At 45.0% G+C, this 21,906-nt stretch carries 19 protein-coding genes and 1 pseudogene; 17 read left to right on the forward strand and 3 right to left on the reverse strand.

All coding sequences use genetic code 11. The features are described 5' to 3' along the window. Positions 1–13: 13 nt before the first annotated feature. A complete protein-coding gene (locus ACTHPG_RS03875) occupies positions 14–541 on the reverse strand; it encodes a phosphatase PAP2 family protein (protein ID WP_440387838.1) in 528 nt (175 codons plus the stop codon). Between the two features lie 709 nt (positions 542–1,250). Between ACTHPG_RS03875 and ACTHPG_RS03880 the strand changes: the two genes are divergently transcribed. From ACTHPG_RS03880 to ACTHPG_RS03920, 9 genes and pseudogenes are all read left to right on the forward strand, one after another. Next, the gene (locus ACTHPG_RS03880) at positions 1,251–2,489 is read left to right on the forward strand and encodes a glycosyltransferase family 2 protein (RefSeq protein ID WP_440387839.1); all 1,239 of its coding nucleotides are present in this window, start codon (positions 1,251–1,253) and stop codon (positions 2,487–2,489) included. A 335-nt stretch (positions 2,490–2,824) separates the two neighbouring features. Next, positions 2,825–3,319 (forward strand): translation initiation factor IF-3, encoded by a 495-nt coding sequence (infC, locus tag ACTHPG_RS03885; protein ID WP_062833422.1) that lies wholly within the window; start codon positions 2,825–2,827, stop codon positions 3,317–3,319. 24 nt (positions 3,320–3,343) lie between these two features. Further along, positions 3,344–3,547, forward strand: coding sequence for a 50S ribosomal protein L35 (gene rpmI / locus ACTHPG_RS03890; protein ID WP_017689665.1), 204 nt, complete (start codon positions 3,344–3,346; stop codon positions 3,545–3,547). Between the two features lie 88 nt (positions 3,548–3,635). After that, positions 3,636–3,995, forward strand: coding sequence for a 50S ribosomal protein L20 (gene rplT / locus ACTHPG_RS03895; protein WP_017689664.1), 360 nt, complete (start codon positions 3,636–3,638; stop codon positions 3,993–3,995). 579 nt (positions 3,996–4,574) lie between these two features. Continuing rightward, positions 4,575–5,615, forward strand: a pseudogene (locus tag ACTHPG_RS03900) (BMP family lipoprotein). A gap of 184 nt (positions 5,616–5,799) precedes the next feature. Next, on the forward strand, positions 5,800–7,338 hold the full coding sequence (locus ACTHPG_RS03905) for an ABC transporter ATP-binding protein (protein WP_440387841.1): 1,539 nt from the start codon (positions 5,800–5,802) through the stop codon (positions 7,336–7,338). Beyond that, positions 7,331–8,410: an ABC transporter permease gene (locus ACTHPG_RS03910; RefSeq protein WP_440387843.1), complete on the forward strand. Its 1,080-nt coding sequence runs from the start codon at positions 7,331–7,333 to the stop codon at positions 8,408–8,410. Before ACTHPG_RS03905 ends, ACTHPG_RS03910 begins: the two co-directional genes overlap by 8 nt. Continuing rightward, positions 8,411–9,373, forward strand: coding sequence for an ABC transporter permease (locus ACTHPG_RS03915; RefSeq protein WP_339240807.1), 963 nt, complete (start codon positions 8,411–8,413; stop codon positions 9,371–9,373). A 216-nt stretch (positions 9,374–9,589) separates the two neighbouring features. Beyond that, positions 9,590–9,982 carry a hypothetical protein gene (locus tag ACTHPG_RS03920; protein ID WP_440387845.1) on the forward strand — a complete coding sequence of 131 codons (393 nt, stop codon included), beginning with the start codon at positions 9,590–9,592 and terminating at the stop codon, positions 9,980–9,982. A gap of 6 nt (positions 9,983–9,988) precedes the next feature. On the opposite strand, the gene ACTHPG_RS03925 is transcribed toward ACTHPG_RS03920, so the two are convergent. Next, complete coding sequence (locus ACTHPG_RS03925; RefSeq protein WP_440390122.1) at positions 9,989–10,432, reverse strand: GNAT family N-acetyltransferase; 444 nt, start codon at positions 10,430–10,432, stop codon at positions 9,989–9,991. 602 nt (positions 10,433–11,034) lie between these two features. On the opposite strand from ACTHPG_RS03925, the gene ilvB reads away from it, so the two are divergent. The 4 genes from ilvB (at position 11,035) to ACTHPG_RS03945 (ending at position 16,200) form a co-directional block, all read left to right on the forward strand. Further along, a complete protein-coding gene (ilvB, locus tag ACTHPG_RS03930) occupies positions 11,035–12,786 on the forward strand; it encodes a biosynthetic-type acetolactate synthase large subunit (RefSeq protein WP_440387847.1) in 1,752 nt (583 codons plus the stop codon). Beyond that, the gene (gene ilvN, locus ACTHPG_RS03935) at positions 12,783–13,265 is read left to right on the forward strand and encodes an acetolactate synthase small subunit (protein WP_024628317.1); all 483 of its coding nucleotides are present in this window, start codon (positions 12,783–12,785) and stop codon (positions 13,263–13,265) included. The genes ilvB and ilvN overlap by 4 nt, the downstream gene beginning before the upstream one ends. 261 nt (positions 13,266–13,526) lie before the next feature. Continuing rightward, positions 13,527–14,519, forward strand: coding sequence for a ketol-acid reductoisomerase (ilvC, locus tag ACTHPG_RS03940; protein WP_192134654.1), 993 nt, complete (start codon positions 13,527–13,529; stop codon positions 14,517–14,519). Positions 14,520–14,658: 139 nt separating this feature from the next. Then, the gene (locus ACTHPG_RS03945) at positions 14,659–16,200 is read left to right on the forward strand and encodes a 2-isopropylmalate synthase (protein ID WP_440387850.1); all 1,542 of its coding nucleotides are present in this window, start codon (positions 14,659–14,661) and stop codon (positions 16,198–16,200) included. A gap of 259 nt (positions 16,201–16,459) precedes the next feature. Here the strand turns inward: ACTHPG_RS03945 and ACTHPG_RS03950 are convergent, their stop codons facing one another. After that, complete coding sequence (locus ACTHPG_RS03950) at positions 16,460–17,440, reverse strand: aldo/keto reductase (protein ID WP_440387852.1); 981 nt, start codon at positions 17,438–17,440, stop codon at positions 16,460–16,462. Positions 17,441–17,673: 233 nt separating this feature from the next. Between ACTHPG_RS03950 and leuB the strand changes: the two genes are divergently transcribed. The 4 genes from leuB (at position 17,674) to ACTHPG_RS03970 (ending at position 21,905) form a co-directional block, all read left to right on the forward strand. Continuing rightward, the gene (gene leuB, locus ACTHPG_RS03955; protein ID WP_253432739.1) at positions 17,674–18,759 is read left to right on the forward strand and encodes a 3-isopropylmalate dehydrogenase; all 1,086 of its coding nucleotides are present in this window, start codon (positions 17,674–17,676) and stop codon (positions 18,757–18,759) included. Positions 18,760–19,037: 278 nt separating this feature from the next. Further along, positions 19,038–19,577 carry a peroxiredoxin gene (locus ACTHPG_RS03960; protein ID WP_036610146.1) on the forward strand — a complete coding sequence of 180 codons (540 nt, stop codon included), beginning with the start codon at positions 19,038–19,040 and terminating at the stop codon, positions 19,575–19,577. 355 nt (positions 19,578–19,932) lie between these two features. Next, on the forward strand, positions 19,933–20,349 hold the full coding sequence (locus tag ACTHPG_RS03965) for a hypothetical protein (RefSeq protein WP_017689649.1): 417 nt from the start codon (positions 19,933–19,935) through the stop codon (positions 20,347–20,349). A 449-nt stretch (positions 20,350–20,798) separates the two neighbouring features. Then, positions 20,799–21,905 (forward strand): ATP-binding protein, encoded by a 1,107-nt coding sequence (locus ACTHPG_RS03970; RefSeq protein WP_440387853.1) that lies wholly within the window; start codon positions 20,799–20,801, stop codon positions 21,903–21,905. The last annotated feature ends 1 nt before the right edge of the window (position 21,906 follow it).

Raw genomic sequence — 21,906 nt, forward strand, 5'->3', positions numbered from 1 at the left:
TAACATATCGGCTTTAAGACCAGAATGCAACTGTTGCAAGTGCGACTAAAGTACCTATTGTGGCACCTGCCAGAACATCGGAAGGATAGTGTAATCCCAGATAAATTCGAGAGAATCCGACAATAATGGCGACAGGCAACAATATTAGCAATAAGATCGGATCAGTGGTCATAAATGGAACTGTGACCGAAAAAATGGCAGTTGTGTGTCCTGAAGGAAACGAGTGGTCCGTCAGGGGATTACGGAATGTAATTGTATCCGGCAAGGCCAGATAAGGTCGAATGCGGGGATACAATTTTTTTGCGATGGCTACAGGGATGTGGCTGGCCGCAAGAGCAATACAAGCCTGAAGCCCTGTTGTGCTCCATGGAGCTGGAGCAAGCAGCCAGATTAACAAGGATACTGCAATAGAAGAAGTTGCTCCACCCAGATGGGTGAAATAATACAGCCAAAAATTCATAAAACGATTATGAAGTCGGCCGTTGATCCACATAAAAACATTTCGATCATACTCTTGAAACTTTAAGAAAAAACGGCTCATATTGGCCTCCTGCCAGTCAGGCCGCCTGTAATGGCGGCATTATTTCCGGTCATTTTCTGCATCCGGTTTCGTCCTGATTAGTATATAACCGTTTTTCATGAACTTGAGGTTATTTCAGGTATATGTTTATCATATTTTTAAATGTTGTCCTTTTCAAGGAGAACCCATGTAAAGAACGTAAAATTCATGTTAAAGAGTGGATATATACCCATCTTAACTTTTTGACTTGGGTCAGCCAAAAAAGATACAATGATTCAACATGGCTGAAATGAGGTAAAAAAATGTGAGTTGTGTTTCAAACTTTTTGAGGTCTGTTTGCGTTATTTGTTATAGAGCCTCTGACGAAGAATAACATGCTGATGAAAAAAGCAGGGACTTTAGAAATAAAAATCAAGTAAACGGCTGAAAATAAGATATAACAGGCATGAATGCGAGGTTGTGGTATCACGAAGTGTCTATTCAGCGTTTAAAGATCACATTTCTGCTTCAAAAAGTGAAATTGGGGTTTTGACAAATGACTGAAAAGAATACAGAATCGATAAAGCAGCCAACTGATAGCAACAAAGTTTTGAAACATTGCCTGATAAATTCACGTAGTACACAAAAGAACAGGGTCATATTCTGCAGATTACAAAAAAAATAAATGCAGAATCAGGAAGAGAAATGATTGAGTAAACTGGGTTTGAAAAAAAGGGGGTAACAGAGAACGATGTTGGACGCTATATTCGTCACGATGCAGGTCATTCTGGCACTGCTAGCCGTGTACCAATTCACGTTTTCGCTGTTCGGTCTGATTAAGAAAAAGAAAAAGAAACATTATCCGGCGACAAAATCATTCGCTGTACTCGTCGCAGCACACAATGAGGAGCAAGTCATTGGTGCCTTGATGGAGAACTTGAAGCAACTTGATTATCCAAAAGATCTGTACGATGTGTTTGTCATTTGTGATAACTGTACGGATGGAACGGCTCAGATTGTTAGAGAACATGGGTTGAATGCCTGTGTACGTACCAACGCTGATCTAAGAGGTAAAGGGTATGCCATCGAATGGATGCTTAAGTACCTGTGGAAATTGCCGCGTCAGTATGACGCAGTGGTTATGTTTGACGCGGATAACCTGGTTGACCGCAACTTCTTGCTTGAGATGAATGATGACTTGAACAATGGTTCACGTGTTATCCAAGGATACATTGATACGAAAAACCCGGAGGATTCCTGGATTACTGCAGCTTACGGTGTATCTTACTGGTACATTAACCGTCTGTGGCAGCTGTCTCGTCATAACTTGAATATGGCGAATTTCCTCGGAGGAACCGGAATGTGCTTTGAGACTAACCTGTTGAAGGAAATAGGTTGGGGAGCGACAAGTCTGGTTGAGGACTTGGAGTTTACGATGCGTAGTGTGCAACGTAATGTATATCCTGTTTTCAACTATGACGCCAAAGTATTTGATGAGAAGCCATTAACATTCAAAGCTTCAGCGAGACAACGCCTGCGCTGGATGCAAGGTCACTTTACAGTTGCACGTAGATACTTCTTCCCACTGCTCTGGCAGTCCATTAAGGAAAGAAGCCTGGTGAAATTCGACCTTGCTATCTATGGAGCTAATGTCTATGTTGTGTTGCTTACGTTCCTGATGACGGCTGTGATGTGGGTAGACATGGCCATATTCAATGGTCCGCACATCGCGAATATTTATGGATACTTCCCGTTATGGGTTGGTTTCGTGGCTATTGGTCTGAATATTCTGACGTTCTTGTTGTCCATGGCACTGGAGAAGGTTACCTTTGCCAAAGTTTATCTATATCTGATCTTGTTCCCGATTTACCTGTTGTCCTGGTACCCGATTACGTTCTACGCTTTCTTTACGCAGAACAACAAACAGTGGAGCCACACCCAGCATACACGTGTTGTACGTTTGGATGAGGTACAGAGTAAACAAGGGTAAGGAACATGCATGTGAGACTTTGTCGACAGCGGATATAACATATGTATAACTTTCTGTCTTAAAAGTTGTGAAGGTGTTGACAAGGTGTTTCGTGGATGTTATAGTATTCAAGTGCTTTAAAACGAATAGCAATGGAATCACAAGTAGAAGTCCGACTTCTCACCTGATCAACAACATGTTGGCTGGTCAACGATCCCAATAATTTATGAAGTGTATACTCATGAAGAATTGTGTTGATTACAGGGATGTCGGTAGCTTGACCGGCATCCCTTTTATTTTTGTGTAACAGGATATTCAAAATGACCTGGAGGTGGACGGTTATTAGTAAAGATCACATGATTAATGATGAGATTCGGGCGAAGGAAGTGCGCCTTGTCGGAGCTGAAGGAGAACAAATTGGGATTACGCCCATTCGCGAAGCACTGCAAATGGCGATTGACCTGAATTTGGATCTGGTCAATGTGGCACCACAGGCTAAACCGCCGGTGTGTCGTATTATGGACTATGGCAAATTCCGCTATGAGCAACAAAAGAAAGAAAAAGAAGCCCGTAAGAACCAGAAAATTGTTGACATTAAAGAAGTATGGTTCCGTTCCAATATTGAGGAGCACGATTATCAAACGAAGCTTCGTAATGTAGTTAAGTTTTTGAACGAAGGCGACAAAGTGAAATGTTCTGTTCGTTACCGCGGACGTGAAATTGCACATGCCGCGATTGGTCAACGGATTTTGGAGCGCGTTAAGGTGGAAGTTGCAGAACTTTGTACTATTGAACGTCAACCAAAATTGGAAGGCCGCAGTATGATCATGATCTTGGCTCCTAAAGCCTGATAACATTGGAGGAGGAAACACAAAATGCCTAAAATGAAAACACACAGCAGTTTGAAAGGACGCTTCAAAATTACCGGTTCCGGTAAAGTCCTTCGTTACAAAGCTCACAAAAACCACTTGCTTTCCCACAAATCCAAACGTGCTAAGCGCGTTCTGAACGGTAACCCAGTTATGGCTGCCGGGGATGTTAGACGTTTGAAACAAGGTTTGGCTAACTTGAAAGGCTAATTCTAATTAGTACATTCCGTATGGGGGATCGGCTACGGCCGTACACATACCACGGATACATTTATATTTATTTGGGAGGTTCTTTAATATGGCAAGAGTAAAAGGCGGTTTTGTAGTACGTCGTCGTCATAAAAAGGTTTTGAAACTGGCAAGAGGTTATTTCGGTTCCAAACACCGTATTTTTAAAACAGCTAACGAGCAAGTAATGAAATCCCTGGTATACGCATACCGTGACCGTCGCAACACGAAACGTAACTTCCGCAGACTGTGGATCGTTCGTATCAATGCTGCAGCACGTATGAATGGTTTGTCTTACAACAAACTGATCCATGGTTTGAAACTTGCTGGTGTAGACATGAACCGCAAAATGTTGGCCGATCTGGCCGTTAACGACATTAATGCGTTCAACTCTTTGGCTACTGTAGCTAAAGGCAAAATCAACGCTTAAATTGTATGATACAAGCCGCCGTACCTATATGGCGGCTTTTTTTACGGCTTGTAAGATATCCGAAGGTGAATCTCTGAATGAGTAGAGCGAATAGGCTGTAGTCTGGAAGGGAACAATGAAACCAGATAACTGGTGAATAACAGTCCATGGGAATACATAAAATACGAACGGTGAAATAATGCAAATAAAAACAGGTGAATCCTACACATCACTAAAGTTTGTGACAGGTTTTTGTTATATAACATCACATCGTTGTAACGTTAGTGTGTTAAAACGCTAAATTATTAAGCGTTTTCAATAAAAAAAGAACAAAAATATGTGATATTTGGTGATGAAACATCTGGATTTTAACACTGGTTGATTGTATAATCACCTCTAGTAGGCTAGTCCTAAATTTTTCTCTCCATGTCATAATGTTCGGTTTTTCGACAGATGATAGGATGCTTCAAGGGTGAGAATGCGCTTTTAATGTCGAAGAAACCATACATTCTGCATAAAAGTCATTTCTGCTATCTGTTAACCGTTCAATTGTAGGCTGGATTGGAATGAAGGATATATCATTAAGGGGGAAAAAGAGAAATGAAAAAGATGCTCAGCTTGTCTTTGGTAATGTTGCTGGCGGTATCGGTTATGCTCGCAGGTTGCGGTAGCAAACCGAAAGAAGAAACAAATGCCGGAGGAGATACAGGTGGCACATCCACTGAAGCGAAATCCGATCTCAAAATCGGTATGGTTACTGACGTAGGTGGAGTTAATGACAAATCCTTTAACCAATCCGCTTGGGAAGCTCTGCAAGCAACTGAAACAGAAACAGGTGTAGCTGTTAAATACCTGCAAAGTAAATCCGATGAAGAATACATTCCGAACTTGAACGAATTCGTCAAAGGCGGATATGATCTGACTTGGGGTATCGGTTTCCAATTGGCAGATGCAATCAAAACGGTTGCTGACCAAAACCCGGATGCCAAACTCGCGATCATTGACAGCGTAGTGGATTCTCCTAATGTTAAGTCCGTAACTTTTGCTGAAGAAGAAGGATCCTTCTTGGTTGGTGTTGTTGCCGGTTTGACAACAAAAACGAACAAAATTGGTTTTGTAGGCGGTATGGAAAGCCCACTGATCAAAAAGTTTGAAGTAGGATTCAGAGAAGGCGTTAAAGCAGTTAACCCTGATGCTAAATTCATTTCCAACTACACAGGTGCATTTGATAAACCTGACTTGGGTAAAGCAGCAGCAGCAACACTTTACAATGAAGGTGTAGACATTATCTTCCACGCTTCTGGCGCAACAGGTAACGGTGTGTTTAACGAAGCAAGTGCTCGTAAGAAACAAGGTCAAGATGTATGAGTTATCGGTGTTGACAAAGACCAATCTCTTGAGTTTGGTGATGAGATCACGTTGACTTCCATGATCAAAAAAGTTGACGAAGCGGTTAAACGCGTAAACCAAGAAGTTGTTGATGGTACATTTGCTGGTGGTTCTGAGAACCTGACACTGAAAGAAAACGGTGTAGGTGTTGCTGATACTTCTACTGCTAATGTATCTGCGGATGTCCTTGCTAAAGTGGATGAGTACAAAGAAAAAATCATCAGCGGCGAAATCAAAGTTCCTACAGAGTAATTTTGATCTTAGTCACAAATGAATAATCATCGAGGCCGGTCTAGACCGGCCTTATGATTGTAAGAACAGGAACATTTGATCAAGTCATTATAACAATTGTACAAGGTAACTGTGTATTAACGCTCCGGTAGGAGCTTTTCTTTCGTTTGCGGAACCACACTATATCAGTTATAAGGGTGATTACATGGGTGCAGCAACCCCCGTCGTTGAGTTAAAACAAATTACGAAGCGTTTCCCAGGCATTGTTGCCAACGACGCCATCAGCCTTCAGCTTCGTAAAGGCGAGATCCATGCGCTACTGGGCGAAAACGGCGCTGGTAAGTCAACGTTGATGAATATTGTATTTGGTCTCTATCAGCCAGATGAAGGTTCCATTGAAGTGAATGGCAAGCCTGTCATCATCGACAGTCCTAACCGAGCAATCGATCTTGGCATCGGAATGGTGCATCAGCACTTTAAGCTTGTACAGCCGTTCACGGTAACAGAGAACATTATTTTGGGATCTGAACCAACGAAGGGTCTCAATATTAACTATAAAAAAGCAGCCGCTGAAGTTCAGCGTCTTTCCGAACAGTATGGACTTAAGGTTAATCCTCATGCCAAAATTCATGATATCTCTGTCGGAATGCAGCAACGTGTGGAGATTGTTAAAACGTTATATCGCGGTGCAGACATTCTGATTTTTGACGAGCCTACAGCCGTATTGACTCCTCAAGAGATCAAAGAACTCATGACCATCATGAAGAAACTTGTAGCTGAAGGAAAGTCCATTATTTTGATCACGCACAAACTGAAAGAGATTATGGAAATCTCTGATACGGTAACGATTATTCGTCGCGGTAAAGTCATTGATTCGGTCAAAACTTCGGAAACCAACCCGAATGAATTGGCAGAGAAAATGGTTGGCCGCAACGTTACGTTTAAAGTGGACAAAAAACCAGCCACACCTGGTGCTAACGTACTTGAGGTTAGCAAGCTGACAGCCAAAAACAAAGAGGGTATCGCGGTTCTGAACGATTTGAACTTGAATGTACGTGCCGGAGAAATTGTGGGTATTGCAGGTGTTGATGGTAACGGACAGAGTGAATTGATCGAAGCCCTTACAGGTCTGCGCAAAGTGGATAGCGGATCGATCCGTTTGGAAGGAAAAGAGCTGTCCAATCATTCTCCGCGTCATATCTCGGAGTCGGGTGTAGCCCACATTCCGGAAGATCGGCACAAACACGGACTTGTCCTTGATTTTTCAGTGAGTGAAAATATCGTTCTTGAATCGTATTATAAAGCGCCTTACACCCGTAAAGGGTTCCTTAACTTCGATGCCATCAAACAGCAGGCGAAGCGACTTGTTGAGGCCTTTGACGTACGTACACCAAGCATCGAGACCAAAGCTCGGTCCTTGTCTGGAGGAAACCAGCAAAAGGCCATTATCGCCCGTGAGGTAGATAAAAACCCTGAACTGCTTATCGCTGCGCAACCAACGCGTGGTTTGGACGTGGGGGCTATTGAATTCGTGCAAAAGCAACTTATTGCACAGCGTGATCAAGGGAAGGCTGTTCTGCTGATTTCATTTGAGCTTGATGAGATTATCAACGTATCTGACCGAATTGCTGTCATCTATGAAGGCCAGATCGTTGGCGAGGTGCTGCCGGAAGAAACCAATGATAGGGAGCTCGGCTTGATGATGGCGGGCAGCACTCAAAAGAGAGGTACTGCGCATGAATAACGTATTGAAATGGTTTACGCGAGATTCATTTATTTTGCCTGTAGTAGCTATTGTTATGGGTCTTATTCTCGGTGGAGTGGTCATGCTGATTGGTGGCTACAATCCTATTGAAGCTTACGGCGCATTGTTCACCAAAGTATTTGGAGACATGTACAACTTTGGTGAAGCAGTACGGGAAATGACACCGCTAATTATGACCGGGCTTGCATTTGCATTTGCATCACGTGCAGGGTTGTTTAACATCGGGGGAGAAGGTCAATTTCTCGTCGGTATGACCGCTGCAACATTTGTTGGTGTTAAGTTTGCAGGTTTACCGATCTACCTCCATGTGCCATTGGCTTTGATTGCCGGTGCATTGTTTGGTGGTCTGTGGGCAGCTATTGCTGGTTATCTGAAAGCAGCACGTGGGGTCAATGAAGTTATCAGTAGTATCATGTTGAACTGGATTGGTCTGTATCTGGCGAACCTTATCGTACGCCAATTCTTGCTGTTGAAGGGCGAGAATCGTTCCGTGGATATCAGCGAATCCGCTTCGATTAGTCTCACATGGTTATCTGAACTGATGGGCAACTCCCGTGTACACATGGGGACGTTGATTGCCCTCGTGATGGCTGTACTCTTTTATATCTATATGTGGAAAACAAAACAAGGTTATGAAATTCGCGCGGTAGGTTACAACCCTAATGCGGCTGAATATGCAGGTATGCATGTTAACCGGAATATCGTAAAAGCAATGTTTATCAGTGGTATGCTTGCTGGTCTTGGTGGCGCATTCCAGGTTCTTGGTGTGTTCCATTACCAGACTGTAATGTCGGGTTCACCAGGTACGGGCTTTGACGGCATAGCAGTTGCTCTGATTGGTTTGAATCATCCGTTTGGGGTGTTGTTGGGTGCAGTGTTGTTTGGTACCCTCACGTACGGATCTGCAGGTATGAGTTTTGCTGCAGATGTTCCGCCTGAGATTATTCGGATTGTGATCGGTTCGATTATCTTCTTCATTGCGGCACAAGGCATCGTGCGCTGGATACTCAAACCGTTCTATTCGAAGCGTAAGAAAGAGAAGGTGTTGTAGATGGACTTGTTGACAATTGGGCAAATTATCAATACGACGCTTGTCTTTGCTACGGCATTGATTTTTGCATCACTCGGCGGAATTTTTTCGGAAAAATCAGGTGTAACGAACCTTGGACTTGAAGGCTTTATGGTCTTCGGTGCCTTTGCAGCTGGTATCGGGGCGCATTATGCTCAAGAAGCGGGTATGGGCGGAACAACATCGGCCTGGATGGGGGTTCTGCTCGCGATTGTATTGGGTGTACTGGTATCGTTGATTCATGCCGTTGCGTCTATCACATTTAAGGCAGACCAAATTATCAGTGGTATTGTCATTAACTTTTTGGCAGCAGGAAGTACGTTGTACTTGGTTAAACTGTTGTTTGAAGGTTCTGGTGATTCGCCGTTGGTTCAAGGCTTCAGCAAGTTTGATGTGCCGTTCTTGAAAGACATTCCTTTGCTTGGAGAAGCCTTCTTCAAGAACGTATATCCAACAACCTATCTGGCCATTCTGTTCGTATTCCTGACGTATTACATTATGTTTAAAACGCCATTTGGCCTGCGCCTTCGTTCTGTAGGTGAACATCCAAGTGCGGCTGATACCGTTGGTGTTAAAGTACGTCGTTATCGCTATGTTGGCGTTATGATCAGTGGTGCACTTGCAGCCATTGGTGGTGCTGCCATCACGTTGACGACTACGGGTACATTCTCACACAATACCGTTTCCGGCCAAGGTTATATTGCCATTGCAGCTATGATCTTTGGTAAGTGGAATCCGATTGGTGCGTTTGGTGCGGCTGTCTTCTTTGGATTCTCTCAAGCGATTCGAAACTATGTGCAGTTGTTTGAATGGTCGCAAAGTATTCCCCAGGAAATTATCTTTATGTTGCCTTACCTGCTTACCATCATCGTTCTCGTTGCAGCGGTTGGACGTTCTTCGGCTCCGTCTGCACTCGGTGAAGCGTATGACCCGGGTAAAAGGTAGCAACGTGCAACATATCAAATTATTATCCAAAAAGCTTGATAAAGGGTCCGCCTTGTGCGGGCCTTTTTTGTTTTCTTGCGTGCTGCCAAGCAGCTTTTTCGCGTTTACTTTGGTTCTCGTGCAGATACCCATATTTTCAGGTAGGGACAAAGAAACAGGCGAATTCGGTCATGGACGAATACACTGTTTTGAACGATCCGAGGAGGAGGGTAAAGTATGAAACAACAAGTTACGCGTGTTGAAGCGATGAAATTAATAGGCAAAAATATTGTTGCAATCAAAAAAGACGGCACTCGGGTTACGGGAAAGCTGTTAAAAGTATCAGGTAACAAACTGGTTCTGAAGCGTCTGAATGGCAAAAAAGTACGTACTAAAGCGATTCTGCCACTGGTATTGTTTGATCTGCTTGCTATTGCCACACTGCCTTATGCTTATGGCGCTGGTCCCGGCTTCGGTCCCGGTTATGGACCCGGACCAAAACCAGGCCCGGGTTATGGTCCAGGCTACGGACCAGGATATGGAGGACCTGGAGGACCTGGTGGCGGTTTTGGTCCGGGGCCTGGATTCGGTCCCTATGGTCCGGGTCCACGTCCACCAGGATTTTTCTAGGACATTCTATAATATTTTTTCCAACTCGTAGCAGCGGCTTATCATGATGTATCGAATCGCGCTATATCCATTTTTTTGATAAAACTGAAGTCCTTTGGTATTGCCTTCATCCACCATTACTTTAGATCTTCGACACCCCCGGGATGCCGCAAAGCTCTCTGCTTTGAGCAGCAACGTTTGCCCGTAACGTTTGCGTTGCTCTTTCGGACTAACGGCCATCATATCGACATAGAGCAGTTCCCCGTGCATGAGAAAATGGATGAATGCCACAGCGGATTTATCTGGCTCCGGCGAGACAACAAAGGTCATGCCCCTGTTCATTCGCAGGGGTATTTCTTTGCGGATTTTATTAATTTCCTTTTCGCTCATATGAGATAAAGGAACAAGCTGAGTGTCAATCAGCTTCATGATAGCGCCATCATCCAGCTTGGATGTGCGTTGCCGAATCACCATGTGGAGCCTCCTTTCAGGACCAGTTCTGCTGCTCGTATATCCTATGCCCGAGACAAGATAAAAGGTGACTGAATGAAGCGCTGGGACTAGGGCAACCTTAAAGGTTGAAGAGGGGAAAGGAAGGTTCTCTGAATTTTTATGCAAAACAGGTATTGACTTATCGGTTGGAGGAATCATATAATGTTCCTAACATTTAACGAGAATATTTCATCGGCTATGAAGAGGACGAAGTTTTAAGGGCTCTTTTGCTCAGAGAGTGGCTGGAATTGCTGAAACCACCACCATTATCCCTTATATACGAGCTCACCTCGGAGCTGTTTTCCTGAAAAGCACTGGATGTCACTCCTTTCGCGTATTAGGGAAAATCGTATGTCTGCGTTACAGACAACAGGTATGGAAAACGACTATGTTCGTTTGAGCTATCGTTTTTGTTATACCTGGTAAGGTCCGTTATTGCGAAATTTCGGGCAAAGTTGGGTGGTACCACGGAAGCGATAACCTTTCGTCCCTCGCAAGCATGAACTTGTTTGCAGGGATGGAAGGTTTTTTTTGTAACTTTAAATGTCAGAATGGTGTAAATTCCGAGAGGAGGATGACTGATGGGAGCTCAAATTCCAGAAGTGCGGTCAACAGATGAATTACGTGAAAAATGGATGAAGCCGGAGGTCATTAGCGGATCCGAAATTCTGCTGAGAAGCCTGTTACTTGAAGGTGTCGAGTGCGTATTTGGTTACCCGGGCGGCGCAGTCTTGTACATTTACGATGCGATGTATGGTTTTGAGGATTTCAAACACGTTCTCACTCGTCACGAACAAGGTGCAATACATGCAGCTGACGGATATGCACGTGCAAGTGGCAAAGTTGGTGTCTGCATCGCTACTTCCGGACCAGGAGCAACGAATCTGGTTACGGGTATTGCAACAGCATATATGGATTCAGTACCACTCGTAGTCATTACGGGGAACGTTATTTCGAGCCTGATCGGTTCAGATGCTTTCCAGGAAGCGGACATTACCGGGATTACAATGCCAATCACTAAACACAGTTACCTGGTGAAAGATGTAAAAGATCTCTCCAGTGTAATCCATGAGGCATTCCATATTGCCAATACCGGTCGTAAAGGTCCTGTACTGATCGACATTCCGAAAGATGTATCAGCGAACAAAACATTGTTTGAACCGACAACTGAACCTGTTATATTGAGAGGGTATAATCCACGGACAGTACCAAACAAACTACAGGTTGACCGTTTGGCTCAAGCCATTCAGGAAGCAGAGCGTCCAATGATTTTGGCTGGTGGCGGTGTGGTATATTCTGGAGGACATGAAGAACTGTTCGAATTTGTTGAGAAGACAGGTATTCCAATCACAACAACTCTCCTTGGTTTAGGCGCATTCCCAAGCGGCCATGAATTATGGACGGGTATGCCGGGTATGCACGGAACGTACACTTCCAATCAGGCTATCCAAAAAGCGGATCTGCTGATTAATATCGGCGCACGATTCGATGATCGGGTTACAGGCAAGCTGGATGGATTCGCTCCACATGCCAAGATCGTTCATATCGATATTGATCCGGCTGAGATTGGCAAAAACATTGCAACCGATATTCCAATCGTTGGTGATGTGAAGACCGTACTGGAAATAGCCAACAAAGAAGTTGGACGTGCCGAGCGTGCAGATGCATGGAGAGACCAGATCAAACAGTGGAAACAAGAGAAACCTTATACCTATACGGATTCAGACGAAGAGCTGAAACCCCAGTGGGTTGTTGAAATGCTGAATGATACAACCAAAGGTGAAGCGATTGTGACTACGGATGTGGGACAACATCAGATGTGGGCTGCACAATACTATAAGTTCAATCAACCGCGTTCATGGGTAACTTCGGGTGGTCTAGGTACGATGGGCTTTGGATTCCCTTCTGCCATAGGTGCTCAGATGGCCAATCCGGACAGACTCGTTATCTCCATTAACGGTGACGGCGGAATGCAGATGTGTTCCCAAGAACTCGCGATTTGTGCCATTAACAATATACCGGTTAAAATTGTGATCATTAACAATCAGGTACTCGGAATGGTTCGCCAATGGCAAGAAATCATATATGAGAATCGTTACAGCCATATTGATCTGGCAGGAAGTCCTGATTTTGTAAAATTGGCTGAAGCTTATGGCGTAAAAGGTTTGCGTGCAACCAACAAGGAAGAAGCCGAGCGTGCTTGGCAGGAAGCTTTGGATACACCGGGACCGGTCGTTGTTGAATTCGTAGTGCGCAAGGAAGAAAATGTATATCCAATGGTTCCGCAAGGAGCAACAATTGATCAAATGCTGATGGGGGATGCTGACGAATGATAAGACATACGATCTCGATACTGGTAAACGATCAGCCTGGCGTCCTTCAGCGGGTATCAGGGTTGTTCGGTCGACGCGGATTTAATATTGAGAGTATTACAGTAGGTCAATCGGAAGAACCTGGACTCTCCCGGATGGTTATTGTTACCATTGGTGACGATAAAACACTGGAGCAGATTGAGAAACAATTGTACAAAATCATCGATGTTATTAAAGTGGTTGACTTTAGCCTGAAACCGATGGTAGCCCGTGAACTCGCCCTGATCAAAGTGAAAGCAGAGCCTTCCGAGCGTCCTGAGATTCTGGGTGTGGTAGAAACATTCCGCGCATCCGTTGTGGATGTTGGTCCAGGCAGCCTGATTGTACAGGTGGTCGGAGATACGGACAAAATTGATGCCATGATTGAATTGCTCAAGCCGTATGGCATTCGCGAATTGTCCCGTACAGGCATAACTGCATTGGTACGCGGCAACGTATAAAGTTATAATGAATGAAGAGGGACGACGGTTAGCTAACGTATATATAGTTGATCTTAAGTGAATGTCAGTCCCTTAACAGTTGTAAGTTAACATTTTAGTGATGTAACGCTTGAAAATATAGCTACATTCCCGCATTAATGGGCGGGTGTCTGAACGGATCGATCAGACCAGCGACGCTTTGGACAATCCAAGCGAGTCGGTCCCTTGAGACACCCGCTCATTAATGAAGGGTTCTTTACAATAAAAGGAGGACTTATAAACATGCCAGTAACTACTTATTATGAACAGGATGCAGAGCTTAACGTATTGAAAGGAAAAACGATTGCGGTAATCGGTTATGGTAGCCAGGGCCACGCCCAAGCCCAAAACCTTCGTGATAGCGGATTGAACGTAGTCATCGGACTTCGTGAAGGTAAATCCTTCGACTCTGCAAAAAATGACGGATTTGAAGTTCTGTCCCCGGCTGAAGCAACAAGCCGCGCAGATGTAGTTCAAATCTTGCTGCCAGACGAAACTCAAGCTTCTGTATACAAAAACGAAATCGAACCAAACCTCAAAGAAGGCGCTGCATTGCTCTTCTCACACGGTTTCAACGTTCATTTCGGTCAAATCGTTGCTCCAAAAAACAGTGATGTATTGCTGGTAGCTCCTAAGTCCCCTGGTCACATGGTACGTCGTACTTATGTGGAAGGTTTTGGTGTACCAGGTCTGATTGCGATCGAGCAAGATGCAACAGGTAAAGCGAAAGAGATCGGTTTGGCTTATGCTAAAGGTATCGGTTGTACACGCGCAGGGGTTATCGAAACTTCCTTCCGTGAAGAAACAGAAACAGATCTGTTCGGTGAGCAAGCTGTTCTGTGTGGTGGCGTGAGTGCATTGGTGAAAGCTGGATTCGAAACATTGACAGAAGCGGGTTATGCTCCTGAAATGGCATACTTCGAATGTCTGCACGAACTGAAACTGATCGTTGACATGATGTATGAAGGCGGACTCGCAAGTATGCGTGATTCCATCAGTAACACAGCTGAGTACGGTGACTACGTAACTGGACCTCGCGTTGTAACTGAAGATACGAAGAAAGCAATGAAAGAAGTGCTGACGGATATCCAACAAGGTAAATTCGCACGCGACTTCATTCTGGAAAACCAATCCGGACGTGCATTCTTGACAGCAACTCGTCGTAACGAAGCTGAACACCCAATCGAAGTGGTTGGCGGACAATTGCGTGAGATGATGCACTGGATCAAGAAGTAAGCATTAACTTTCAGAACATGCACTTTAAGGTATTCAAGTAAACTTAGAGCTTTAACTGGGAATAGCGGCCGTGCTTATGCGTGAGCCGCTATTGCTGGTTCAGAGAAACATTATAATACAAGTACAGGAGGTGCGAAGCGTGCGTAAAATCTATGTATTTGACACAACGCTGCGTGATGGAGAGCAATCCCCGGGAGTCAATCTGAACACTCGTGAAAAGGTGGAAATTGCCCATCAGCTCGAGCGGCTTGGCATTGACCGGATGGAAGCTGGTTTCCCGGCGGCATCTCAAGGTGACCTGGCGGCAGTAAATGCAGTAGCGAAAGCGGTCAAAAATGTGACTGTAATTGGCTTGTCCCGTTCGAGAGAGCAAGATATTGACGCGGTTAAGGAAGCACTTAAAGGCGCACAGGACCCATGCATTCACGTTTTCCTGGCAACTTCGCCAATTCACCGTCAACATAAATTGCGCATGGATAAAGGGCAGGTCCTGGATACGGCTCGTTCCGCGATTCGTTATGCGAAGAAAACATTTTCGAAGATCGAATTCTCGCTTGAGGATGCAGGTCGTACCGAGTATGATTTCCTCGTGGAAATGGTGAACATGGCTGTTGAAGAGGGTGCATCCGTCGTGAATATTCCGGATACGGTTGGTTACCTGAGCCCATATGAATACGGAAACATTTTCAAACATCTCAAGGAGAATGTACACGGCATTGAAAAGGTACAGCTTAGTGCCCACTGTCACAATGACCTGGGTATGGCGACCGCCAATACACTTGCAGCCATTCTGAATGGTGCCGATCAGATCGAAGGTACGATCAATGGCATCGGTGAACGTGCAGGCAACACGGCGATCGAGGAGATCGCTATGGCGCTGGAGACACGCCAGGAGTTTTTCCAGGCAAAAACTTCACTGCAGCTGTCTGAGATTGCACGGACCAGTCGTCTGGTTAGCCGTTTGACAGGGATGGTTGTGCCAGGCAATAAAGCCATTGTTGGGGCAAACGCCTTCGCACATGAATCCGGAATTCATCAGGACGGCATGCTGAAGGAAAAAACCACTTACGAGATCATGACTCCAGAGTCCATCGGTTTGAAGGAAAGCAAGCTCGTACTGGGTAAACATTCCGGTCGTCATGCCTTCCGTGAGCGTTTGATTGATCTAGGATATGAGTTGGAAGAAGAAGCGTTGAATCGTGCTTTTGCCCAGTTCAAAGACTTGGCTGATAAGAAAAAAGAAGTGACTGACGAAGATCTGCTCGCCGTGATTGAAGAGAAATTGCAGGATGCGCCTGAGGTGTTCAAACTGGAATCGATCTTCGTTACATACGGGGATGAATCGGTACCTACGGCCAAAGTCCGTATTGCAACGCTTGACGGGGATACGGTTGAGAAGCAAGCAGAGGGCAATGGATCAGTAGATGCAATCTACAATGCAATTGACCAAGTAAGCGGAGAAGATGTAACGTTGTCTGACTATTCGATCAAGTCGGTAACACATGGCAAGGATGCATTGGGTGAAGTACATGTTGTGCTGACTCAAAACCAGGTTTCGGTACAAGGGCGTGGCGTGAGCACAGATATACTTGGTGCAAGTGCACGTGCTTATGTGGATGGCCTGAATCAATTGATTGAAAAACGCAAGACATATACGAATCGTGTAAACGTGAACCTGTAGGATTGCGGTGCAGCGAGCACGAATTCTTCAGTAAACTGAAATTCAAGCTGGAACGCATGTAAACTGTCAGGATGATCGATCTTAACTCCTTATGGGTAAGGGATCTTTCCGCCTGTTTTGCTCTGTTCAGTGAGAAACGTAAAGAGTCTGACCCTCTTGTCGAGGGTCAGACTCTTTTGTTTGTATTTATATGATTATAGCAATGAAACTCAGTACATTTCTAAGGGTACTTTTTGCATTAAATTACGCTATCGAGTTATTACCACGCGTATGCATTAGGAGCATGTCCACCTGGACCCGGGAAAATCTCATCCAGACGTTTGAGCACGGCTTCATCCAAAGTCACATCCAGACATTTGAGTGCGGTCTCAAACTGCTCCAGCGTACGCGGTCCAATAATCGGGGCGGTCACTGCCGAATTGGCTGCAACCCATGCCAAGGCTACTGTATCCTGCGGCTCGCCGAGATCACGACAGAGTGCAGCGAAGTCTTCGAGCTGGGTTTGCTGCTGTTCAATGCGTCCAGCGATGCCTCCGCTGCGCGTTCCTTCCAGCTTCTGCAGAGCGTTGCGTCCCAGTAATCCACCATCCAGTGGACTCCATGGAATGACGCCGAGACCCAGCTCTTTGGCGGCAGGCAGTACTTCCAACTCAGGCAGGCGACAGTTGAGGCTATATTTATGTTGTTCGGATACCAGGCCGAGGAAATGACGATTGTTGGCTTCGCTTTGAGCGATTGCAATCTGCCATGCAGCAAAGTTACTCGATCCTACATAGCCGATTTTACCCTGATGGACGGCATTCTCGAATGCGCCCCACAGTTCGTTCCACGATACGGCAGGGTCCACATGGTGCATCTGGTACAGCTCGATATGATCCGTCTGCAAGCGGCGGAGGGAACCTTCCAGATGACGTCTGATTTTGTAGGCAGAGAGGCCGGCTTCGTTGTTGGGGCCGTCGGTATCATCATGCATGGAGCCATAGACTTTGGTGGCCAGAACCACCTTTTCGCGTCTGCCCCCGCCCTGATTGAACCAGCGTCCGATAATTTCTTCGGTAAGACCGGAATTCTCGCCCCAACCATAGATGTTAGCGGTATCAAAAAAGTTTACGCCTGCGTCGAGTGCTGCATCCATAATGCGGAAAGCTTCTTTTTCATCTGTAGCAGGCCCGAAATTCATGGTACCGAGACAGATTCGGCTGACCTTGAGCCCTGATTTACCCAAATACGAATATTGCATGTTGCTTATCCCTCCTGCGTACCTGATTTGAGTTCAGCTATATTTTAACCCAGCCGGGAGGTCAGAACAACTTGGAAAGGCTAATCTCTATTGGCTTATAGGTAAAATCTATTAAAGTCATAGATTGTATATCTTGGTCAAATGACCTTCGAATATGATACAAAAGAGAGAGTTAATATGAGACGTTAGTTTATGGATAATTAATGAATGAAATATAAGGAGTGGACAACCCAATGGCAGACGTAAAAAAAATTGCAGTTATTGCAGGTGACGGTATCGGCCCTGAAGTCGTAGCTGAGGCTGAGAAAGTGCTTAAACGTACGGAGGAAGTATTCGGTTATCGTTTTGAGACAGAGCACGCACTATTTGGCGGAATTGCAATCGATGAGAAGGGTACACCTCTCCCTGAAGAAACATTGAGCGTATGTAAAAGTGCAGATGCCGTCCTGCTTGGAGCAGTTGGTGGTCCAAAATGGGATAACAACAGCAAGGAGCTTCGCCCTGAGACAGGCCTGCTGGGAATTCGCAAAGCACTCGGATTGTTCTCCAACTTGCGTCCAGCTGTCGTATTTGATTGCCTGAAGGATGCTTCAACTCTAAAGCCGGAAGTACTTGAGGGTACAGATCTGATGGTGGTACGTGAATTGACAGGCGGGATCTACTTCGGTGAGAAGTTCAGACGTGAAAGTGCACAGGGCGAAGAAGCTGTGGATACATGTGCATATAATGTAACGGAAGTAGAGCGAATCGTTCGTCAAGCATTCGAAATTGCGCAAGGGCGTCGCAAAAAGCTGGCTTCTGTTGACAAAGCCAACGTATTGGAAACTTCCCGTCTCTGGCGTGAAGTCGTAAACCGGGTAGCACCGGATTATCCGGATGTTGAACTGGAGCATGTACTTGTAGACAACTGCGCGATGCAATTGCTTCGTCGTCCAGCAAGCTTCGATGTTATTGTAACGGAAAACATGTTCGGAGATATCTTGAGTGATGAAGCAGCGATGTTGACGGGTTCCATCGGTATGCTCGCATCTGCATCATTGGGAGAAGGCAGCTTTGGACTCTATGAGCCAGTACACGGTTCTGCGCCTGATATCGCAGGTCAAGGCCTCGCTAACCCGATTGCAACCATTCTCTCTTTGGCATTGATGTTCCGTACGACCTTTGGTTATGCAGAGGGTGCAGATGCCATTGAAGCAGCTGTGTCGGATGTATTGAACGCAGGACACCGCACAAGTGATATTGCTGTAGACAAGAGCACAGCGATCAGCACGACCGAAATGGGCGATCTGATCGTAGCAGCTATTCAGAAACAGGCGTAATTATTTTACCACCCACATGACAGCCCTTTGTTTCCAGTTATGGAATGAACAGAGGGCTGTTCCTTTCTGATTTTTGCCACGGAAAATCCTTATTTATAATTATTATAAAAAAATAATGTTTATAATCTTGACTTTGGTATGTCCGAATGATAACATTTTACTTGTACTTGTTATCAAGTATCAAATCATTTTAATTACAGGAAAAGCGTTCGCGTTTTTCTTGATGATGAGCAATCCGCAAGGATGCTTACATAATCCCAAAGGAGGAATTTTTAGTTATGGCAGAACGTTTGGTTGGTAGACCAGCACCGGATTTCGCAATGGAAACAGTATCGGGAGACGGACAAGATTTCGGTTCCGTTAAACTGTCCGATTATCGTGGCAAATGGCTTGTATTCTTCTTTTATCCTTTGGACTTCACATTTGTGTGCCCAACTGAAATTACAGCTTTGAGCGTTGCTTCCGAGCAATTCAAAGCTTTGGATACTGAAATCCTTGGCGTGAGCGTAGACTCCGTACACAGCCACAAAGCATGGATCAATACACCTGTAGACAGCAATGGTCTGGGTCAATTGAATTTCCCACTGGCTTCCGACATCACGAAGCAAGTAGCTAAAGATTACGGTGTTCTGATCGAAGAAGAAGGCGTAGCATTGCGCGGCCTGTTCATCATCGATCCAGAAGGCGAATTGAAATATCAAGTGGTTAACCACAACGATGTAGGCCGTAGTGTTGAAGAAACACTTCGCGTACTGCAAGCACTGCAATCCGGCGGATTGTGTGCAATGAACTGGAAACCAGGCGACACGAACCTGTAAGCCAGGTTAACTTGAACGGTTTTTGTTCAAGCCCTCATCCCATCAGGGATTGAGGGCTTTTTGCACCCTTTTGCCGGAAGTTATCACGAAGTTAATCAAAAGTGTTTGAACAAGCAGCGAAGCGTGTTAATAATATATTAGAAGAAAGTCTTCTTTTTATCTGTTGAAAGAGGAATTGATGGCCTTTAAGGCGAATAGGGTATGGAAACCCGGTAAATATTCCGGTGCTCTGCATTTATAATCTGTACATGAATGTGATACACTGATGGAACTATTCCTTTTCGGAAGTGCTGGAAGTGTACGGGATTGCATTTTAACAAAAAGTCCCGGCACGTAATAAGGAGGGTGAACAAAGATGAGTTACTGTTGTGGGGCAAGTATGGTTGGAACGAAGGGCACGCTGAAGCATTACCGCACCCAGGTTCATAATGTTCCCCTGCTGTTTTGCCCGGTGTGTCATCGGGTTGAGGTGCATTATAAAGTAGAAAACGAATATGAAATTCTGGCTGAATATGCGCATGGTGACGGTGCATCCGAGATCGACTTTCAAGATTATGTTACAGAAGATGAGGATGCCATTTTCGAAAACTGTGTAAACCGTGAGAGTGAGGATGCCATGGTCATTGTACAGCGCCAGATTGATATGGCTCTGGATTTGCTAAGGCTGGCCAAAGAAACCAAAGATGAGAAGTGGGAAAGCGAACTTAAACGTCGATTAGCTGTGATGAGTCAGCGCAGACTGAAAATTCAGCATAATAAGACCGGACTATAGATGATCTAGAATATATTACCAATCAAAGATATTAAAAACGAAGCTGATTTGCCCAAGGGGTGAAACGGCTTCGTTTTTGTGCGTTTGTTCTGGGACTAATTCGAGGTTTTTTTTAAAATAATTTCCATTCGACACTTTCTCCGATTGACTCTCTTCTATAAACTTGTCTATGATAAAAACAGACTTGCAAAAGAGGCGGAGCAAAAAAATGTTCGTGTTTGGGAATAGGAGAAGGTCAGAATGGAACAAATGTATATGATTTTCCGGATCGACTGTTGGTTACCGGGAATAGACGAGCTTGAGTTCCGGACATGCCATCCATATTTTCGGCTCAGCCCCCCAACGAAAGGGCACCGGTAATGAAAAATAAAATCGGCCCTTCCTGTTTCTGTGATGATATGATGTCCGAATGGCAAGTTTATCATTTACGTGAAAAGGAGGAACCTGACATGATTAGTGAATTTCAGGATACAGTGCCTCAACCAACGGATGGATTTCCGCCTGTGCATCTGGATAACAACAAGTACGAGAATGTTCTGGAACATCTGGATAGCGGTATTATGTTGTTTGACAGTCACGGTGTATTGACGTTTATTAACGTTCAGATGGCAAAGTTGTTGGAGCTTCCAAGAAGTCTGTTGAGCGGCTGCACCCTGATGCAGATGCTGCATCATCCGCAGATGAGCCGATTCAAGAAAAAGAAAATTTTACGTATTTATCGGGAAACCATTTTTCACCGTAAGCGCTATCATGAGTTGATTGATGAGTACGGAAGGCACTGGCTGGTTACTGTGACGTACGGTGATCAGATGGATGGCGATTTTTTGTTCAGCGTCAAAGATGTATCTGATTATAAACAAATTGAACAGACCGCTTATCAAAATGACAAACTTGCGATGCTGGGGCGGATTTCAGCATCTATTGCTCATGAAATTCGTAATCCGTTGACTGCAATCCGTGGGTTCATCCAATTGCTCAGACCCCATTTGCTGCAGCTCGGCAAAGACGAGTACGCTCGCATCATATTGACGGAGATTGATCGGGCGAACGACATCATCTACGAATTTTTGAATTCTTCCAAACCGTCAGCTCCCCAGAAGACCGTGATGTCCGTCGACTCTTTGCTCAAAGAGGTGGTCTTGTTGACAGAAAGCGAAGGTTTAATGAAAGGGTGCGAGATCATACTGGATGAAGGGGATGCCCCGCTGAATGTGTCCATTGATGTCAAACAGATTAAGCAGGTTATTTTGAATATGGTAAAAAATGCAATGGATGCCATTGAGGAAGTCGGCGAAGAGCATACCGGTATAATTCGAATATCTACCGCTACGGAAAACAAGTTCGTGCAGATCTCCATCGAGGATAACGGTCATGGAATGGACCATAACACGCTTGTACGTCTGTTTGATCCATTCTTCACGACCAAGGAGAGCGGAACGGGACTTGGACTTTCGGTGAGTTACCGAATCATCAAGAATCATGGAGGTACGATCTCTGTGGATAGCAAAAAGGGCGAAGGTACGCGGTTTATGATTATGTTACCCTTGGTATATTGAG

Source organism: Paenibacillus sp. SAF-068, from assembly GCF_051967555.1.
Taxonomy (GTDB): domain Bacteria; phylum Bacillota; class Bacilli; order Paenibacillales; family Paenibacillaceae; genus Paenibacillus.

What these genes read in the sequence shown, in the direction of transcription:
- ACTHPG_RS03875 (WP_440387838.1), bottom strand. Translation starts at nt 541, where the DNA reads ATGAGCCGTTTTTTCTTAAAGTTTCAAGAGTATGATCGAAATGTTTTT.
- ACTHPG_RS03880 (WP_440387839.1), top strand. Translation starts at nt 1,251, where the DNA reads ATGTTGGACGCTATATTCGTCACGATGCAGGTCATTCTGGCACTGCTA.
- infC (WP_062833422.1), top strand. Translation starts at nt 2,825, where the DNA reads ATGATTAATGATGAGATTCGGGCGAAGGAAGTGCGCCTTGTCGGAGCT.
- rpmI (WP_017689665.1), top strand. Translation starts at nt 3,344, where the DNA reads ATGCCTAAAATGAAAACACACAGCAGTTTGAAAGGACGCTTCAAAATT.
- rplT (WP_017689664.1), top strand. Translation starts at nt 3,636, where the DNA reads ATGGCAAGAGTAAAAGGCGGTTTTGTAGTACGTCGTCGTCATAAAAAG.
- ACTHPG_RS03905 (WP_440387841.1), top strand. Translation starts at nt 5,800, where the DNA reads ATGGGTGCAGCAACCCCCGTCGTTGAGTTAAAACAAATTACGAAGCGT.
- ACTHPG_RS03910 (WP_440387843.1), top strand. Translation starts at nt 7,331, where the DNA reads ATGAATAACGTATTGAAATGGTTTACGCGAGATTCATTTATTTTGCCT.
- ACTHPG_RS03915 (WP_339240807.1), top strand. Translation starts at nt 8,411, where the DNA reads ATGGACTTGTTGACAATTGGGCAAATTATCAATACGACGCTTGTCTTT.
- ACTHPG_RS03920 (WP_440387845.1), top strand. Translation starts at nt 9,590, where the DNA reads ATGAAACAACAAGTTACGCGTGTTGAAGCGATGAAATTAATAGGCAAA.
- ilvB (WP_440387847.1), top strand. Translation starts at nt 11,035, where the DNA reads ATGGGAGCTCAAATTCCAGAAGTGCGGTCAACAGATGAATTACGTGAA.
- ilvN (WP_024628317.1), top strand. Translation starts at nt 12,783, where the DNA reads ATGATAAGACATACGATCTCGATACTGGTAAACGATCAGCCTGGCGTC.
- ilvC (WP_192134654.1), top strand. Translation starts at nt 13,527, where the DNA reads ATGCCAGTAACTACTTATTATGAACAGGATGCAGAGCTTAACGTATTG.
- ACTHPG_RS03950 (WP_440387852.1), bottom strand. Translation starts at nt 17,440, where the DNA reads ATGCAATATTCGTATTTGGGTAAATCAGGGCTCAAGGTCAGCCGAATC.
- leuB (WP_253432739.1), top strand. Translation starts at nt 17,674, where the DNA reads ATGGCAGACGTAAAAAAAATTGCAGTTATTGCAGGTGACGGTATCGGC.
- ACTHPG_RS03960 (WP_036610146.1), top strand. Translation starts at nt 19,038, where the DNA reads ATGGCAGAACGTTTGGTTGGTAGACCAGCACCGGATTTCGCAATGGAA.
- ACTHPG_RS03965 (WP_017689649.1), top strand. Translation starts at nt 19,933, where the DNA reads ATGAGTTACTGTTGTGGGGCAAGTATGGTTGGAACGAAGGGCACGCTG.
- ACTHPG_RS03970 (WP_440387853.1), top strand. Translation starts at nt 20,799, where the DNA reads ATGATTAGTGAATTTCAGGATACAGTGCCTCAACCAACGGATGGATTT.